The 13,465-nt window shown below is 57.5% G+C and carries 10 protein-coding genes and 1 pseudogene; 6 read left to right on the top strand and 5 right to left on the bottom strand.

Features of this window, described 5'->3' with window-relative positions; genetic code table 11:
- Positions 1–60: 60 nt before the first annotated feature.
- Positions 61–786: a lipoyl protein ligase domain-containing protein gene (locus H3L92_RS06595; RefSeq protein WP_085366275.1), complete on the top strand. Its 726-nt coding sequence runs from the start codon at positions 61–63 to the stop codon at positions 784–786.
- A gap of 5 nt (positions 787–791) precedes the next feature.
- Here the strand turns inward: H3L92_RS06595 and H3L92_RS13270 are convergent.
- A pseudogene (locus H3L92_RS13270) lies at positions 792–910 on the bottom strand (lipoprotein signal peptidase); the annotation flags it as partial.
- 86 nt (positions 911–996) lie between these two features.
- Between H3L92_RS13270 and glnD the strand changes: the two are divergent.
- Positions 997–3,558 (top strand): [protein-PII] uridylyltransferase, encoded by a 2,562-nt coding sequence (gene glnD / locus H3L92_RS06590; RefSeq protein WP_085366276.1) that lies wholly within the window; start codon positions 997–999, stop codon positions 3,556–3,558.
- Between the two features lie 95 nt (positions 3,559–3,653).
- Here the strand turns inward: glnD and metW are convergent, their stop codons facing one another.
- Both metW and metX read right to left on the bottom strand, forming a co-directional pair.
- A complete protein-coding gene (gene metW / locus H3L92_RS06585) occupies positions 3,654–4,238 on the bottom strand; it encodes a methionine biosynthesis protein MetW (RefSeq protein WP_085366277.1) in 585 nt (194 codons plus the stop codon).
- A complete protein-coding gene (gene metX / locus H3L92_RS06580; RefSeq protein WP_085366278.1) occupies positions 4,231–5,373 on the bottom strand; it encodes a homoserine O-succinyltransferase MetX in 1,143 nt (380 codons plus the stop codon). The genes metW and metX overlap by 8 nt, the downstream gene beginning before the upstream one ends.
- 285 nt (positions 5,374–5,658) lie before the next feature.
- Between metX and H3L92_RS06575 the strand changes: the two genes are divergently transcribed.
- Positions 5,659–5,835: a protein MIGRI gene (locus tag H3L92_RS06575; protein WP_169710492.1), complete on the top strand. Its 177-nt coding sequence runs from the start codon at positions 5,659–5,661 to the stop codon at positions 5,833–5,835.
- Positions 5,836–6,126: 291 nt separating this feature from the next.
- Here the strand turns inward: H3L92_RS06575 and H3L92_RS06570 are convergent, their stop codons facing one another.
- Positions 6,127–8,139, bottom strand: a complete 2,013-nt coding sequence (locus H3L92_RS06570; RefSeq protein ID WP_085366279.1) for a site-specific recombinase — start codon at positions 8,137–8,139, stop codon at positions 6,127–6,129.
- Between the two features lie 90 nt (positions 8,140–8,229).
- Positions 8,230–9,180, bottom strand: coding sequence for a tRNA (adenosine(37)-N6)-dimethylallyltransferase MiaA (miaA, locus tag H3L92_RS06565; protein ID WP_085366280.1), 951 nt, complete (start codon positions 9,178–9,180; stop codon positions 8,230–8,232).
- Between the two features lie 221 nt (positions 9,181–9,401).
- On the opposite strand from miaA, the gene H3L92_RS06560 reads away from it, so the two are divergent.
- The 3 genes from H3L92_RS06560 (at position 9,402) to rpoE (ending at position 13,464) form a co-directional block, all read left to right on the top strand.
- A complete protein-coding gene (locus tag H3L92_RS06560) occupies positions 9,402–11,189 on the top strand; it encodes a Na/Pi cotransporter family protein (protein WP_085366281.1) in 1,788 nt (595 codons plus the stop codon).
- A 258-nt stretch (positions 11,190–11,447) separates the two neighbouring features.
- The gene (gene tilS, locus H3L92_RS06555; RefSeq protein ID WP_085366282.1) at positions 11,448–12,788 is read left to right on the top strand and encodes a tRNA lysidine(34) synthetase TilS; all 1,341 of its coding nucleotides are present in this window, start codon (positions 11,448–11,450) and stop codon (positions 12,786–12,788) included.
- 76 nt (positions 12,789–12,864) lie between these two features.
- Entirely contained in the window at positions 12,865–13,464 is a 600-nt protein-coding gene (gene rpoE / locus H3L92_RS06550; protein WP_085366283.1) for an RNA polymerase sigma factor RpoE, read from the top strand.
- The last annotated feature ends 1 nt before the right edge of the window (position 13,465 follow it).

The following is a 13,465-nucleotide window of genomic DNA, read 5'->3' as shown; positions in this document are numbered from 1 at the left end:
AGATCACGGTTTTTCAGACGGCTGCCGAGGCCGTCTGAAAACACTCAAAGGAGCCTGACGATGACGGTTTTTTCCTTACAACCCGCGCATTTTTTCAATCTTGGGGCGCGCAGTTGGGCGGATAACGAACAACATCTGATCGACGCCGGCGTGAAAGCGGGCGGCGGCATTGCCTGGGTGGGGCGCGGGGCAGACGGCATCGTGGTGCCGCGCAGCTACCGCAGCAAAGCGGGCTTTGACGAAGCCTGCGCAACCCTGCTTTCAGACGGCCTGCCCGTGCATGTGCGGCTTACCGGCGGCGGCGTGGTGCCGCAGTCGGCCGACGTGGTCAACCTGCAACTGGTGTATCCTGCCGTAACGGCGCAGCCCTTGCAGGTTTCCGAGCAGCATTATCTGATGCTGTGCGCCTTGCTGGAAAAGCTGTTTGCCGTTTTCGGCATAATCACCGGTTACCAAACCGTTTCCGGTTCGTTTTGCGACGGCCGTTTCAATCTGGCGCACAACGGTCGCAAAATCGCCGGCACCGCCCAATGCTGGCAGCGCCTGCCGGGCGTGCCCGATGCCTACACCGTGCTTTCTTCGGCCGTGATTCTGGCGGATAATCCGCATGGCTTGACCGAACGCGCCAACCTGCTCGAAACCGCACTCGGCAGCGGTGTGCGCTACCTGCCCGAAAAAACCACCGCCGTGGGCGTGTTGAGCGGGGCGGGCGCCGGCGACGTTTGCGCCGAACTGGTGCGGTTGCTCGAAGCGGAAGCGTTCGGCGAAGGCTTCTCTTTTGATTGAAATAGAGACCTTTGCAAAACCCCCGGATGTGGATGCAGTTCAAGGCGTAGCAGCGCAGCGAGCGCAGACATATCACACGATAGGCAAGCGAGCGAGCAGCACACAACGCAGAAATGCGCCGCAGATGGGGGTTGAAAAGGTCTCAATATTGTGATTGAAATATTACTCAAGGCCGTCTGAAAAGGTTTCGGACGGCCTGCGGAAAACACCATGCAACCCCTGATCCAATCTGCCGTTCAAGACCTTAAATTCCAAAAACAGCAGGCCGTCGAAGCCTATTATGCCAAGCGGCGGGCGCTGGTGTTTTTCGAGCACTACACCAAAGCCATCGAGCGCGCGCTGGCGGTGTTGTGGTTGGAGCTTTTCCCCGCCAGCCCGCTGTGCCTGCTGGCCACAGGAGGGTTCGGGCGCGGCGAAATGTATCCTTATTCCGATGTCGATCTGGCCATCGTGTCGTCCGAACCGCTCACCGCGCAGCAGCAGGAAAAAGCCGAAATCTTCGTGCAGGCGCTGTGGGATATGCAGCTCTCGCCGGCCGTGAAAATCGGCAGCGTGGAAGAGCTGTGCGAGAGCGTGCGCGAAGACATCACCGGCGACACCGCTTTTCTCGAAGCCCGTTTTCTGTTCGGCAGCCATGTTTTGGCCGAACAGCTTTTGCAGCGCATGGGTTTGCAGCGCGACACTGCCGCCTTTATCGAAGCCAAAATGGTGGAAATGCAGCAGCGCCATGCCAAATCGCAAGGTTCGGGTGCGGTGCTCGAACCCAACATCAAAACCTGCCCCGGCGGCCTGCGCGACATCCACACCATGCTGTGGCTGGCGCGGGCGCAAGGGTTGGATGCGCCTTTAAGCACCCTGATTTCGCAAGGCGTGGTTACCCGGCCCGAAGCCGTGATGCTGCTCAACAGCCACAAAAAACTGGCCGCCATCCGCATCGACCTGCACTTGGCGGCAGGGCGCAGCGAAGACAGGCTGATTTTCGACCTGCAAACACAGGTGGCCGAAAACATGGGCTGGCGCGACGACGCCCACCGCATCAAAAGCGAAAAACTGATGCGCGTGTTTTACCGCGCCAGCAAAACCGTGATGCAGCTCAACGGTATTCTGCTGCCCATGCTGCGCGGGCGCGTGTATTCGCAGGCCAACCGCATTGTCCACCGCATCGATGACGACTATTACCAAGTGGGCAACCAGCTGGCGGTGTACGACAAAAAACTGTTTTTCCGCCGCCCCGAGCACTTGTGGAAAGCGATGGAGATTTTGCAAACGCGCAACGACATCATCACGCTTGCCCCGAAAACCCTGCGCAACTGGTGGGCGGCTTCGCGCAAAATCAACCGCGCGTTTTACGCCGATCCTGAAAATCGCCGCCGTTTCGTCGGTTTTTTCAAGCACGGCGAAGGGTTGACCCATGTGATGCGCTTTCTCAACCTCTACGGCGCGCTCGAACGCTATCTGCCCGCTTGGGATAAAATCGTCGGCCTGCTCCAGCACGACCTGTTCCACATCTACCCCGTGGACGACCACATTTTAACCGTGCTGCACAATATGCGCCGCCTGGCGATGGATTCGCGCAGCCACGAGCTGCCGTTTGCCTCGGCACTGATGCACGCATTCGAGAAACAACACATTCTTTATCTGGCCGCGCTGTTTCACGACATTGCAAAAGGACGCGGCGGCGACCATTCGATAGAAGGCATTGCCGACGCCCGCCGTTTTGCCGCCGACCATTTTCTCAGCGAAGAAGAAAGCGACCTCTTGGCCTGGCTGGTGGAAGACCACCTGCTGATGTCGGCGGTGGCGCAGAAAGAAGATATTCAAGACCCCGACGTGATCAACAACTTCTGCGGGCGCGTGAAAACACAGGAGCGGCTAAACGCGCTTTACCTGCTCACCGTTGCCGACATCCGCGGCACCAACCCCAAACTGTGGAACAGCTGGCGCGCCGGCTTGTTGGAAAACCTCTTTCACGCCGCCGCCCGCCGTTTTGCCGGCGAAAGCGGCAGCCGCCACGTGATTACCAGCCGCCGCCAGCAGGGCGCGGCCGACCAGCTCACCCGTGCCGGTACGCCCGAAAAACAGCAGCAGAAACTCTGGCAGGCACTCGGCTCGGCCTATTTCGTGCGCCACGAATTGCGCGAAATCCTCTGGCATACCGCCAACCTTGTCCACCAAACCGAACAGCCGCAAGTGCGCAGCCGCATCCTGCCCGAGAGCGACACCTTGCAGGTGATGGTGTTTATGCCCAACCAACCGCGCCTGTTCGCCCGCCTGTGCCGCATTTTCAGCCACCACGGCCTCGATATTCTCGCCGCACGCGCCTTCGTTACCGAACACGGTTATATTCTCGACACTTTTATCGTGCAGATACCGCCCAAACACGCAGCCGCCGACTACCCCAACGTGCAGAGCGCGCTCGAAGCCGAAATCAACAATTTCATCCACGGCTACGACACCACCGCCGAGCACACCGCCTGCGGCATACGCAGCCGCCGCAGCCGCCACCTGCCTATTGCCCCGGGCGTGCATCTGGCCGCCGAGCAGGATTATCCGGGTTGGTACACGCTCGAAATCGTGGCCGTCAACCGCCCCTATCTGCTGGCCGACGTTGCCGAAGTGTTGTCCGACCAAGACATCAGCCTGCGCTACGCCAAAATCGCTACCCTCGACGAACGCGTGGAAGACAGCTTCGTGTTGTTCAGTCCGCATCTGGAAAACCCGAAAAACCAGCTCGCCTTGAAACAGGCGCTGCTGGCGCAATTGTCGGTTTAACGGCTAATAGACGCAGATGCCCGAAGCAAACAGAGGCCGTCTGAAAACTTTCAGACGGCCTCTGTTTGTCTGTTAACAGCAACCCCAAAACCAAACTAGCCCACGCGGTAAAACGCCAGGCTGCCGAGCAGGTTGGGCAGGATGTTGATGCGCCTGCCCGCGGTCATCACCGTGCGTTCCAGCACGCGGATATGGTTTTTGGCGCACAGGCGGTCGAAATCCTGCAAGGTGCACCAGTGGATATTGGGCGTGTTATACCATTGGTAGGGCATGCGCTCGCTCACCGGCATATGGCCGAAAAGGCCGATTTGCAGGCGGTTTTTCCAGTAGCCGAAATTGGGAAACGATACGATGGCCTGTTTGGCTACGCGGGTGAGGTCTTGCAGGATGGTTTCGGTGTTCTGCATGGCCTGTATGGTTTGGCTTAACACGATGATGTCGAAGCTGTCGGCGGCAAAATCCTGCAAGCCTTGTTCCAAGTCGGCCTGTATCACGCTGATGCCGCGCTCCATCGAGGCGAGCACGCCCTCGGTGTCGATTTCCACGCCGTAGCCGCTACAGTTTTTTTCCCGAATCAGGGCGGAAAGCAGCTCGCCTTTGCCGCAGCCTAAATCCAGCACGCGGCTGCCGGCGGGAATCCAATCGTAAATCAGTTGTAAGTCGTCGCGCAGTTCAGTCACGGCGGCACTCCTCGGCTACGTTGTTCATATAGGCGCGCACGGCGCGGATATAGGGTTCGTCGGTCATCAGAAAGGCATCGTGGCCGTGGTGCGACTCCACTTCGATATACTGCACGCTTTTTCCGGCTTTCACCAAATGCTTCACCAGCGCGCGCGCGCGGGCGGGGGCGAAACGCCAGTCAGTGCTGAAGCTGGCCACGAAAAATTTGGCCTGCACGGTTTTGAGGGTAGCCACCAAATCGTTGCCGAACTCGGCGGCAGGGGCGAAATAATCCAACGCTTTGGTCATGCGCAGGTAGGTGTTGGCATCGAAGCGCTCGGCGAATTTGTCGCCCTGATAGCGCAGGTAGGATTCGACTTCGAATTCAACGTCGTAGCTGTATTGATAGCCGTCGGCGTGCATATTGCGGCCGAATTTTCTGCCCAAGCCCTGTTCGGCAAGGTAGGTGATGTGCCCCATCATGCGGGCGATGCGCAGGCCGCGGCGGGGAATGGTTTGGTGGCGGCGGTAGTGGCCGTTGTGGAAATCGGGGTCGGTGATGATGGCTTGGCGGGCCACGTCGTTAAAGGCGATGTTTTGCGCGGAAAGGCGGGTGGCCGAGGCAATCACGAGGGCGTGGCGCACGCGGTCGGGGAAGTCTATCGCCCATTGCAGGGCCTGCATTCCGCCCAAGCTGCCGCCGACAACGGCCGCCCACTGCCTGATGCCGAGCCGGTCGGCCAGAAGGGCTTGGCTTTGCACCCAGTCTTTCACCGTTACCACGGGAAAATCGGCGCCGTATTCTTCACCGGTTTCGGGGTTGGTGCTCAAGGGGCCGGTGCTGCCGTGGCAGCCGCCGAGGTTGTTCAGCCCCACCACGAAAAAACGGTCGGTGTCGATGGGTTTGCCGGGGCCGACCATGTTGTCCCACCAGCCGGGGTGTTTGTCGTCGGGCGAATGGTGGCCGGCAACGTGGTGGTTGCCCGAAAGGGCGTGGCAGACCAGTACGGCGTTGGATTTGCCCGCATTGAGCGTGCCGTAGGTTTCGACCATCAGATCGAAGCGCGGCAGGGTTTGGCCGTTTTGCAGGGCAAGCGGCGTTTCAAACGCGATTTTCTGCGGGGTTACAATCCAAACGTCGGCTTTGTCGGTCATGGTGGGCAGGCGCAAATTCAGGAAAACGGCTATTATATAGCGGAAAAACTTATTTCTGCCACAAGGCAGCAAGCCGCAGACAGTACAAATAGTACGGCAAGGCGCAGCAACGCCGTGGCAGAAATAAAGTTTTTTCCGCTATAGCGGTTTGGTTTTGATTTGTGTGCGCATACGGCTGCGGCGGATATGCCGTTTTTTGTATGCACGTTTTGCCGGAGGCCGTCTGAAACCTGAATCTTTTCAGACGGCCTCCGGCAACAGATTGGGTTTGGGAAACGGAATATTATGATAGGCCGCATTTTACGCATTGCGTTTCTGATTGCGCTGGTTGCTTTGGTGGTGCACCGCCTGTTTAACCGCGGGCAGAAACGCGCCCTGCACGAAATCGTGCAAATCAGCGCGTGGGTGTTTTTGGCGGCGGCGCTGGCGGTGCTGGGATGGTATGTGCTGGGTGCGTGGTGAGGCTGAGACCTTTGCAAAATTCAAATTGCTATCTAAAAAATCTGAACTCCGTCATTCCCGCGTAGGCGGGAATCCAGACGCTTGGCATCTAAGTATTTGTTTAATCAATGCTTCAATATTTTTCCATCTGGATTCCCGCCTACGCGGGAATGACGGAATCTAAGCATTTCAGACGGCCTTAAGGTATTTTTGCAAAGGTCTCAGGCTGTTTTGAATTTTGCAATTGGGCAGGCCGTCTGAAAGGTTTTCAGACGGCCTGTTTGCCTTTGCCCGAATCCGCCGTGCCGGATTTCAGGGCTGCTTGTGTTCGGCCTTGCTGCCTTTGGCTGCATCCGCCACGATTTGCACGGGAAAAAACAAGTGCAGGGGGTTGGCTTTAATCTGCAACCAAGTGCTTTTTAAAAGCGCGGGCACGCTGTCGATGTGGGTGCCGCGCGCGCGCAGGGCAACGGTGAGGGCGAGGGCGAAGCTCACCAGCAGGTTGACCAGGCCGATGAGCAGCACGCCGGCGAGGGTAATCATAAAGGCGGTAAAGCCGAGATTGCCGCTCACGGCGGCATAGCCGATGTTGGCCGATGAAAACGCCACATGACGGATATCGAGCGGCAGGTCGAGCAGGTGGCCGACGTAGCCGGTCATGCCCAGCAGCATACCGAAAATGAAGTTGCCCATCATCGAGCCGTAGTTGCGGTGGATATAGTCGCCGAAACGCTGGCGCGCGCGCAGTGGCACGGTTTTTCTGAGCAGCGGGTTGACGGTGAGGCGGCGGCGCAGGTCGAGATAGTCGGCACGGTTGTCGAAAAAGCCCGCGATAATGCCCGAGCAAAACAGCCACACGCCGGCAATGGCGGCATACCACAGGGTAGGCTCGGTGAACGGGCGCACCGATTTGAGTTGGTAGGCAACCTTGTCGGCGTTCAAAATCGGCGTGCCGGTGTTGGCGGCGAACGCCACCGAAATCAGTGCGGCCAGCAGCACGGCCACGCTGACGTTGCCGAACACGGCCACGCTTTGCGAGCGCACCACGTCTATCAGTAGCGAAGCGAGTTTCACATCAACGGCGCGGCCTTTTTCGTTGTGTTCCACCTGTTCGGCAAAGCTGGCGGCGGTCATGGCGGGCTGTTTGGTGGCAACGGTTAAGCCCAGAAGTTGGATCATCATGAACCCTAAGCCGTAGTTCAGGCCGCTGAGCAGCGATGTGGTGAATTCGCTGAAGCCCATGCCGCCGATGTGGATTTTGTTCAGTGCCATCAAGGCGATTAGCACGCCGCCGCCTGCCGCCGAACGCAGCATGGCGAAATATTCGCTGCGGTTGCGGGTGATGTAGTGTTCGCCGTGGTTGCTTTTGTTTTCGGTGATGCTTTTGGCCAGCATTTTCACGCTGCTGTACCACAGGTGGTCGGTGCTGCGCTGTTCGACGGCGGCGGTGGTCATCGAGTCGAGCAGAACGGCGGTGTGGTATGCGGGGTGGCGGCCGGTTTGGATATTGAGCAGCAGCTCGAGCCGTTCTACGGTTTGCGCCAGCCGTTCGATCAGGTGGGCCACTTTCACCGAAGAGCCGGAGCCGGCGCCCGTGCCGCGGCGGCGCAGGCGTTCTATCTGGCTGCGGCATTGGTCGAGCATCACTTCGATATGGGCGGTGTCGTAGGGTGCGGTTTCGGTTTGGTAGTGTTCGGCCAGCTTGGCGGTTTCGCGCTGGAGGGCGATAAAGGCGGAGTTGATGTCGAGCAGGCGCGGCTCGATGCGGATCAAATCCTGATCGAGTGCCTCGGCGGCCACCCACACGGAAAGCATTTCCAAGGCGTGCAGGCGCGCTTGCGTGAGCTGGCGCGAGGCCGTCTGAACGGCGGCGGGGTCGGCGTGGTTTCTGATCAGGCAGTAGAGTTTCAGCCATTGTTTGGTCGACACGGCCGCGAGCCATCTGCCGTCGTTTTTCGAGTGGAAGAGATAAAGAAAAATATCGCGCAGGTTGTTCAAATCTTTATAAGAAGGGCTGAAGCGCTCGTAGAGGCGCATACCCATCTCGCGCGCGAAACCGCTGCGCGAAAAAATACCCAAGCCCACCAGCGCGGGATAGATGCGCACTTGCGCGAGCCAGGTGTAAAAGCGTTTGGCAAACTGGCGGCACAGGGTTTCGTTTTCGCTGAAAATCTCAATCAGCGTGTTAACGCGTTCCGAAGCGTGTTTGGCGCCGCCCTTGCGCAGAAAATCGGTTAGGGCGTTGAGCACGGCCACAAAATCGGGGTTGTCGGCGTGTTTGCCCAATAGCGCGTAAAGTGTGGGTTTGATGCTGTTTTTCTTCATCTCGTTGAGGCTGGTATTTTATTTCTAGCGTTAAAGCTTGGGCTATTTTAATAAAATTACAACCGTTGCGGGGAAAAGATTGTTAACAAGTTATGCCGTGCCGCCGAAATGTTGCCGGGCTTCGGTTAAGGCCGTCTGAAGCATATTGCCGCCGCTGCCGTAGGGGTCGATTACTTTGTTTATCGGGGTTTTGCGCAGCCAGGTAAGCTGGCGTTTGGCCAGCTGGCGGGTGGCGGCGGTGCCTTTTTCAATAAATTCCTGATAGCCGCAGGCGCCCGCCAGATAATCCCACGCCTGGCGGTAGCCTACGCAGCGCATGGAAGGCATATCGGCGGTGAGTGCGGGGTATTCGGTTTGCAGCCGTTCAACTTCTTTTAAAAAGCCTTGTTCGAGCATGGTTGCGAAACGCTTGCCGATTTGCGCATGAAGCAGGGCGCGGTTTTCGGGAATCAGCGCGATGGTGTGCAAATCGAGCGGCAGGGTGTGCGTTTGCTGTTCGGCGAAATGGCTGCTCAAGGGTTTGCCAGTGAGGATAAACACTTCGAGCGCGCGCTCGATGCGCTGGCTGTCGGCGGGTTTCAAACGCTCGGCGGTGGCGGGGTCGGCCGCTTGCAGGCGGCGGTAGAGGTGCGCCAAACCGTGTGCGGCCTTTTCGGCCTGCAAGGCGGCGCGCACGGCGGGGTCGGCTTCGGGCAGCGTGTTCAAGCCTTCGGTAAGGGCGTGGAAATACATCATGGTACCGCCCACAATCAGCGGCAGTTTGCCGCGCGCGCTGATTTCGTGCGCCAAACGCACGCAGTCGCGTACAAAGTCGGCGGCGCTGTAAGCCTCGAGCGGCGAAATGATGTCGATTAAGTGATGCGGCACGGCGGCGCGTTCGGCGGCGGTGGGTTTGGCGGTGCCGATGTCCATGCCGCGGTAAACCAGTGCGGAATCGAGGCTGATGATTTCCACGGGCAGGTGTTCGGCGATTTGCAGGGCGAGGCCGGTTTTGCCGCCGGCGGTGGGGCCGAGCAGGGCGAAGGCTTTGGGGGCGGTCATCGGTGCGGGATGGCGTGTGGAAAAGGGAACGATTATAACAAAAGGCCGTCTGAAAAATTGAAAGTTTTCAGACGGCCTTTTGTATGTTTCTGTTAAAATATCGCGTTTGAATGTGTGGCGGTTGCGTGAGGCTTGAGGCCGTCTGAAAAACAAAGAAACCGCTTGGCAATATCCTCAAAAAAACCATAACAACATACATACCGTTTGTTTTCGGAGAAAACATGAAAAGCAATCTGTTCAAACCCGTGCTGACCGCCGCCTTGCTGGCGGCGTTGGCATACAGTTTCTGGTATAGCGCGCCGTGGCTGAAGCTGTGTTACGGCCTGGCGCTGTTTCTGTTCGGCATGCAGTGTATCGAAGAAGGTTTGCGCAATGCGGCGGGCGGCACGCTGGAGCGTCTGATGGCGAAAAGCACGTCCACACCCGCCAAAGGCTTGCTGTTCGGCATAGGCGCCACCTTTATCCTGCAATCGAGCACGCTGGTTTCGCTGCTGACCATCGCGTTTCTAAGCACCGGCCTGATTACGCTGGCGGGCGGCATCGCCGTGATTTTGGGCACCAATCTGGGCGCCACCAGCGGTATCTGGCTGCTGGCGATGGCAGGGCAGAGCATCAGCCTCAGCCCCGTGGCCGTGCCCATGCTGGTATTCGGCATTCTGGCGGGGTTTCTCAACAGCAAAGGCAAAACCATAGGCCGCGTTTTGGTGGGCATCGCCTTGATTTTCTTGGGCATCGATGCGATTAAAGACGGCTTTCAGGCCTTGGGCGGGCAGGTGGATTTTTCGTCCGTGCAGGCGGGCGGCGTGGCCGAAATCGCCATTTTCAGCACCATCGGCCTGTTTTTAACCATTGTTTTGCAGTCTTCGCACGCCACCCTGATTTTAACGCTGGCGGCATTGGCGGCCGGCCAGATCAGCGTGGCGCAGGGCTTTGCCATTGCCATCGGCTCCAACGTGGGCAGCAGCATTTCCACCGCGTTTGTGGGCATGCTCGGCAGTGACCGCAGCGGACAGCGGCTGGCGCTGGCGCATTTGCTGTTCAACGTGGTAACGGCGGTGTTGTCGCTGCTGTTGTGGCTGCCGCTCACCAAGCTGGTAACGTTTACGGCGGGGTTGACCGGTATGGGCGGCCTGCTGCAACTGGCTTTGTTCCACACTTTGTTTAACGGCTTGGGTTTGGCGGTGTTTTGGAAACTGCAAAACAGGCTGGCGCAGCAGCTTATTAAGTGGCTGCCCGACAAAGAAACGGGCGGCCACCTGCTGCCCGACGGCCACCAGCCCGTGCGCGCATTGTATTTGAACCACAATATGCTGCGCTCGGGCGATACCGCCATCCGTTCGGTGTTTAAAGAAATAGGCCATCTGAACGCGGTAAGTTTGGAGGCCATCTGCCACGTTTTGTTTATTCCGGCCGATAAACTCTATGAAGCGCAAACCGATGCCGACGAAGAACTGCCGCCGCCCAAGCCGCCGCTGAACCTCGATGCGCAGGCGTTGTATGAAAGCCAAATCAAGCCGCTGTATAGTGAAGTGCTGGATTTCGCCAGCAAAATCGATATGGAGGGCGAAGAGCAGCAGCAACAGCTTTCCACCGCTTATACGGCGGCGTTTCAAATGGTGGAAATTGTTAAAGAAAGCAAACACTTGCAGAAAAACATGCAGCTGCATCTGCAAAAGCCCGATTCGCCCGTGTTCCGCGACTATATGCGCCTGCGCCGCCATCTGTTTAAAACGCTGGTGCTCTTCCGCCGTATCAGCGCGCTGACTGCGTATTCCGAAGCCTGGTTCGAGCAGGCGGCGGTATTGGCAAAACATATCGACACATTGGAAAGTTTCCGCGCCCGCACGCTGGTAAAACTGCGTAAAAAAGAAATCGGCGGTTGGGAAACCTCATCACTGATGAACGACATCAACTATGCCCGCCGCATCGGTTTGGGTGTGCAGGAAATCATCAATATCATGGGTTCGGAAGCCGCCCCAAAAGAACAGAAAGAAGCGGCATTTGTGTAAAATACAGGCCGTCTGAAACGTTCAGACGGCCTGAGACCTTTGCAAAAATATCTTTAAGACCGTATGAAATGCTTAAATTCCGTCATTCCCGCGTAGGCGGGAATCCAGCGTTCAAGATATTAATTATTTTATTTCAATAACTTACAAAAAACGACTGGATTCCCGCCTATGCGGGAATGACGATAATCGGATGTTTCAGACGGCCTAAATGAATTTTGCAAAGGTTCCGGTCTTTTCTTTCCACCACAATTCCAACCCATGAGCAAACCCCTTCATCCCTTATTGCAGCGTCTGGCCGCCGCCTGGCCGCACGATTTCCCCGCCGGCATCCGCATCGAAGCAGGTTTGAGCGGCGGTCTGGATTCGGTGGTGCTGCTGCACGCCCTTTCCGCCCTGCAACAGCGTTTCGGCTTTGCCTTAACAGCCGTGCATGTGCATCACGGTTTGAGCGGGCGGGCCGACGAATGGGCAGACTTCTGCCGCAGCCTGTGCCGGCGGCTGAACGTGCCGTTGCGGGTGGAAAAAGTAACCGTGGCGGAGAACAGCCGCTTGGGCATCGAAGCAGAAGCGCGCAAGCAGCGTTACCGCGTGTTTTCAGACGGCCGCTGCGACGTGCTGGCATTGGCGCACCACCAAGACGACCAAGTGGAAACCTTTATGCTGGCCGCGTTGCGCGGCGGCGGCCTGCGCGCGCTGTCGGCCATGCCCGGGCGGCGGGCGCTGAACGGGCAGATTCAGGTTTGGCGGCCGCTCTTGGCAGAGCCGCGCGAAACGTTGGAAAACTATGCCGCCGAACACGGCTTGGCTTATGTGGAAGACGGCAGCAATCGCAACCCCGCGTTTTTGCGCAACTGGCTGAGGCACGAGGCGCTGCCGCAATGGCGCAGCCGCGTGCCGCATTTAGACCGCCACATCGTCGGCAGCATCCGCGCGCTGCAAAACGAGCTGGCCGTGTTAAACGAAATCGTGGCGCAGGATTACGCCTATGTTTGCGAAACGGGCGCATTCAGCATCGCGCGCTGGAAAACCCTGAGCGAAGCGCGCCGCCGCCAACAGCTTCTGCACTACGCCAAACAGCAGGGTTTGGGCGTGCCCGCGCCGGAGAGCCTCGCCGACTTTTCACGGGTGTTGGGCACGATGCAGGCCGCGTCGGCCGAATGGCCGCTGCCGCAGGGAAAAATCCACGCCTACCGCGACACCCTGTTTGCACAAAAAACAGGCTGGCAAAACGCGTTGCCGTGGCTGGCGCAGGAGGGTGTTTTGAGAGGCCGTCTGAAAAATATTCTGCCTGAAAACGGTTTTACCCTTAAACCGCATTCGTTCGGAATCCGTGAGGAATTGTTAAATGAAGAATGCATGATTCGGGCTGCAAGTGCCGATGATGTGATTCAAACTACCGTTGGTCGTAAAAATGTTTGGAAAATTTTACAAGAATACAAAGTTCCCCCGTTTGCAAGGCGCTGCTGGCCGGTGGTGGCCGATGCCGGCAACCGCTGCGCGGCTATTGCCAATATCCGGGTTAGCGTTCATCATGGCAGCCCGAACGGGGCTATCCCTGTTTTTGATAAATTTAATTGCTTTGTTTTGGAACCAAAGTGAAGGTAAAGTGTCTGAAGCTTACAACGCGCACGCTTTACCTTTTCTGTGTTTGTAATCTGGTTATTAAGGGTTGAGCATGAATGATCGTAAAATCGATCAGGCATTGGTAGAGCGGGCGCAAAAAGGCGAACATAAAGCGTTCGAACTCCTGGTGTCGAAATACCAGCGCCGTCTTACCCGTTTGTTGTCCCGCTTCATCAAGGACGAACACGAGGTGAACGATGTTGCGCAGGAAGCTTTGATAAAAGCCTACCGGGCATTGCCGAATTTCCGCGGCGAGAGCGCGTTTTACACGTGGCTTTACCGCATCGGCATCAACACCGCCAAAAACTACTTGGTTACTTCAGGCAAACGGCCTTTCGTGAGCGCCGATGTTGCCAACGATGAAGGGGATATTCTCGATTTGGCCGACCAGCTTGCCGACGACCATACGCCGGAAGCCGAGATGATGAATCGGGAAATATTGGAAACAGTAGAGGCGGCTATCTCCAAACTGCCCGACGATTTACGGAAAGCCATCTCCCTGCGGGAAATGGAAGGTTTGTCTTACGAGGAAATTGCTCAGATTATGGACTGTCCCATCGGAACCGTACGCTCGCGCATTTTCAGAGCACGCGAGGTAATCGCCAAAGATTTAAGGCCGTTGCTGGACACGTCTGAAGACCAAAGGTGGTAAT

The organism is Neisseria dentiae (genome assembly GCF_014055005.1).
In the GTDB taxonomy this organism is placed as follows: domain Bacteria; phylum Pseudomonadota; class Gammaproteobacteria; order Burkholderiales; family Neisseriaceae; genus Neisseria; species Neisseria dentiae.
Note: the sequence above shows the minus strand (reverse complement) of the source record. Positions and strands in the feature narration are given on the sequence as shown.

Excerpts from the sequence above, each read along its gene's own strand:
- glnD (WP_085366276.1), top strand. The coding sequence starts at position 997 with ATGCAACCCCTGATCCAATCTGCCGTTCAAGACCTTAAATTCCAAAAA.
- miaA (WP_085366280.1), bottom strand. The coding sequence starts at position 9,180 with ATGACCGCCCCCAAAGCCTTCGCCCTGCTCGGCCCCACCGCCGGCGGC.
- H3L92_RS06560 (WP_085366281.1), top strand. The coding sequence starts at position 9,402 with ATGAAAAGCAATCTGTTCAAACCCGTGCTGACCGCCGCCTTGCTGGCG.
- metX (WP_085366278.1), bottom strand. The coding sequence starts at position 5,373 with ATGACCGACAAAGCCGACGTTTGGATTGTAACCCCGCAGAAAATCGCG.
- rpoE (WP_085366283.1), top strand. The coding sequence starts at position 12,865 with ATGAATGATCGTAAAATCGATCAGGCATTGGTAGAGCGGGCGCAAAAA.
- tilS (WP_085366282.1), top strand. The coding sequence starts at position 11,448 with ATGAGCAAACCCCTTCATCCCTTATTGCAGCGTCTGGCCGCCGCCTGG.
- H3L92_RS06575 (WP_169710492.1), top strand. The coding sequence starts at position 5,659 with ATGATAGGCCGCATTTTACGCATTGCGTTTCTGATTGCGCTGGTTGCT.
- H3L92_RS06595 (WP_085366275.1), top strand. The coding sequence starts at position 61 with ATGACGGTTTTTTCCTTACAACCCGCGCATTTTTTCAATCTTGGGGCG.
- H3L92_RS06570 (WP_085366279.1), bottom strand. The coding sequence starts at position 8,139 with ATGAAGAAAAACAGCATCAAACCCACACTTTACGCGCTATTGGGCAAA.